Genomic DNA, 3,689 nt, shown 5'->3' with positions numbered 1-3,689 from the left:
CGTGAAATGAAGAGCGGCGCGCTCGGTGCGGCGGACAACGGCTGAGCCGGGGGCAGTCGTGTTGACTGCCCCGCGCACTCGTGCGGCTCCCGAACCGGGTCTGGGGACGACTTCGGTGCGGCGGTGCGGTTGCTTCGTACTGCTTGGTGCTTGGTGCTTGGTGCTCGGTGCTGCTCAGTGCGCGGCGACGCGGGCCATGGTCCCGTGGCGCGGCTGCATCGGTACGGCCGACTGGCGGCCGCCCGCTGCGGGGTTACGGCGTGGCTGTGCGGCCGCACCGTTCTGGACGTCCATCACGGCGTGCGCCACGAGGCCGCCCATGGGGTCGTGCCTGATCAGATCCCGGAGCCGGGAGCGGGAGGACCGCCCCTCGTTGCCGGGGTAGAGGTGCTTGCCGAGACCGACCGCGTGGGCCAGCGCGGCGAGCGCCGCGGTCCGCGGGTCCGGCGGTACGCCGGTGCGGATCGCACTGTCCAGCCGGGCCCTGATTTCCCGGCTGATCGCCGTGTCCGTCGCCTGATAGCGAGTCGTCGGCAGCACCCCGCACATCTGGCCGGCCACGGCATGCACCATGCCGCACCTTTCCAGATGCGAAAGGTAGGTCTGGCGCAGCCCCAGCCGGGGCCCGCCGATCCAGTGGACGGCCCGAACCGGGCTGCCGCGTCTGCGCAACAGCTCCAGTGCGGAGTCCAGTGTCGGATCTCCTGTCGGCCGTGGCATCACCACGGCGATACGATCCCCGTCTGGGGCTATCCGTCCTGCCAGAGCCAGCTCCACTAGCTGTGCTCCGGCCAGGCCGAGGTCGAGCGACTGCGGCTGCGCTGTGGTACCCGTGGTCGGGTCCAGAGCGAGCAGCAGAAGCTCCTCCGGAATAGTTCTGCGGCTCCTGCCCATCCATGCCTCCCCGCGTGGATGAATGACAGGGTGACCCCTCTCACATTGGTCTGTCGAGAGTGCCTGGGTGCTTCGTACGGGAACCGGCAGGTATGTCGTTCTCGTCTAGCACGGGGGCCAAGTGCTCACACAGGACACTGGTAGATGGTTCGGACAGCGATGTCGGCGGTGACATCGCCTCGGCGGTTCACGCATGACGCATGGAGGAGGCACGGTGGCGGGCGAGTCCCCCGACAAGTCGGAGCAGCAGAAGTCGTCGGGGGAGACGACTCCGGGCGAACGTGATCCGCGGCTTGCCGTGGCCCGTTCGGCGGGGGCGCCCACCGAGGAACGGGTCGACCAGCCTACGGCCGTGTTCAGGACGCCGCCGTCGGTTTCGGAGACGTCGGCCACGGAGCCGTCGTCTTCGGACAGCGACGGGGACGCCCCGGAGTCCGAATCCGGTTCCGGCTCCGAATCCGGTACTGGCTCCGAATCCGGTTCCGAATCCGCCTCGGCGGCTGAGGGCGACGCGGCGGAGGACACGCCGAACGGCGATGCCCGGCTCCGTGCGGCGGTGGCGGCGTGGGTCTCCACGGAGGCTACGAAGGCGGCGGAGACGGCGGAGGGCAAGGCCGAGTCGGCCGAGGACGAGGCGGCCCGTGAGGGCGCTTCCGGCGACGACGCTGTCACCGGTGACGCGGATGGCCCGGAGGAGTCGGAGGAGCCGGAGGCGAACGCTGCCGCCGATGAGGTGGAGGGTGCGACGGCCGAGGCCGATGAGGCTCCCGCCGAAGCCGAAGCCGAAGCCGAAGCCGAAGCCGAAGCCGAAGCCGAAGCCGAAGCCGAAGCCGAAGCCGAGCCTGAGGCCGAGCCCGAGGCTGAAGAAAGCGATTCGGCTCCGGCCGAAGCGGCCACCGAAGACGACTCGGCCGAGACCGAGGACGACACCGCGGACTCGGACGGTCTCGAGGAGGAGACCGCGGCTCCCGCGTCCCGCAAGGCGGCCGACGACGCCGACGCCGACGACGAGGGCGCCAAGGTGCCCAGCTGGGCCGGTGCCAAGCAGGGCTCCAAGCAGGGCGACGAGCCTGCCCTGAAGGCGTCGCAGAAGGCCGCTGAGAAGGCGGCCGAGGGCGATGAGGGCGATGAGGGCGATGAGTCGGTCGACCGGCCCGTCGACCAGCCGACCGCCGTGTTCAAGGCGCTGCCGCGGCCTGCCGTGGATCAGCCGACCACCGCGCTGAAGGTCACCCCGCCGCCCGCGAAGTCGACGCCGAAGCCGGAAGCCGCGCCCGAGCACACCACCGCGCTGAGGGTCACCCCGCCGCCCGCGAAGCCGAAGCCGACGCCGGAGCGCGAGGCCGAGCCCAAGTCGCCCAAGTCCGCGCCCAAGTCCACGCCCGAGCCCGCGGCCGAGCGGACCAGCCAGTTCGTGCCGCTGCGCCGGGACGACGCAGGGCCCGCCGCCGCGTCCTCCGCGTCCCCCGCGGCCCCCGCCCCCGCGTCGCTCACCGAGGTCGAGCGGACCAAGCAGCAGCCGCTGCCGCCCAGGCCGCCGCTCGATCTGCTCGCCGAGCTGACGAACACCCCGCCGCCGCCTCAGACCCCGGTCCGTACCGCGTTCCGCCGGGTCAAGATCTGGACGCCGCTGGTCGTGCTGCTCCTGATCGTCTTTGCGGTCGTACAGTCCGTACGCCCGCTGCCGGACCCCGCTCTGTCGCTGACGGCGAAGCCGACGTACACCTTCGACGGCGCCGCCCCGACCCTGCCCTGGCCCGCCAAGGGGCAGGCCTACATGGCCGCGTCCGGGCTCGGCTCGCTGGGCAGCTCCGGTGAGCAGACGCCGGTGCCCATCGCGAGCGTGACCAAGTCGATGACGGCGTACGTGATCCTCAAGAACCACCCGCTGAAGCGGGGCGAAGAGGGTCCGATGATCGAGATCGACGCCAAGGGCGAGTCCGAGGGGCAGCTCGACAAGACGGACAACGAGTCGACGCTCAACACCGTCAAGAAGGGCGACAAGATCAGCCTGAAGGCCGCACTGTCGGCCATCATGATCCCGTCCGCCAACAACATCGCGCGCCAGCTGGCCCGCTGGGACGCGGGCTCCGAGGAGGCGTTCGTCAAGAAGATGAACGACGCCGCCAAGGAGCTGGGGATGACGAACACGACGTACACGGACCCCTCCGGTCTGAACGCGACGACCGTCAGCACAGCGGAGGACCAGGTCAAGCTGGGTCTGAAGCTGGTGGAGATCCCGGCCCTGATGGACATCACCAAGCTGCCCGAGTGGACGGACCCGTCCGGCAAGAAGTGGCGGAACTACAACGAGCTGCCGCCCTTCGACGGCGCGCTCGGCATCAAGACCGGCAGCACCACCAAGGCGGGCGGCAATCTCCTCTTCGCCGCCCACAAGATGGTCGGCGACACGGACCAGCTGATCGTCGGAGCCGTACTCGCCCAGCACGACGTTCCGATCCTCGGCACCGCGATCCGGGCGAGCAAGGACCTCATGCTCGCCACTCAGGACGCGCTGAAGTCCGCGACGATCGTCAAGAAGGGCCAGGTCGTCGGCACGGTCGACGACGGCCTGGGCGGTTCGGTGCCGGTCGTCGCGACGAAGGACGTGGCGGCGGTGGGCTGGTCGGGCCTGACGGTGAAGCTGAAGCTGACGAACGGCGGCAAGGCGCTGCCGCACGCGGCAGCGGCCGGCACGGTCGTCGGTTCGCTGACCGTGGGCGAGGGCGCAAGCCAGGTGACGGTGCCGGTGGCGCTGCAGGACGAACTCGTGGAGCCCGGGTTCGGCGCCAAGC

Annotated in this window: 2 protein-coding genes; one reads left to right on the top strand and one right to left on the bottom strand. The window is 70.6% G+C overall.

Annotated features, from left to right (window positions below; all coding sequences use genetic code 11):
- Window positions 1–174: 174 nt before the first annotated feature.
- Window positions 175–894, bottom strand: a complete 720-nt coding sequence (locus ACWGI8_RS41455) for a GOLPH3/VPS74 family protein (protein WP_453668622.1) — start codon at window positions 892–894, stop codon at window positions 175–177.
- A 193-nt stretch (window positions 895–1,087) separates the two neighbouring features.
- Between ACWGI8_RS41455 and ACWGI8_RS41450 the strand changes: the two genes are divergently transcribed.
- Window positions 1,088–3,689: hypothetical protein (locus ACWGI8_RS41450; protein ID WP_453668621.1), on the top strand; the 2,602-nt coding region annotated here is incomplete at its 3' end.

This window comes from Streptomyces sp. NPDC054841 (genome assembly GCF_053611045.1).
The sequence above is the reverse complement of the archived record's forward strand: the minus strand, read 5'-3'. Positions and strand labels throughout refer to the sequence as shown.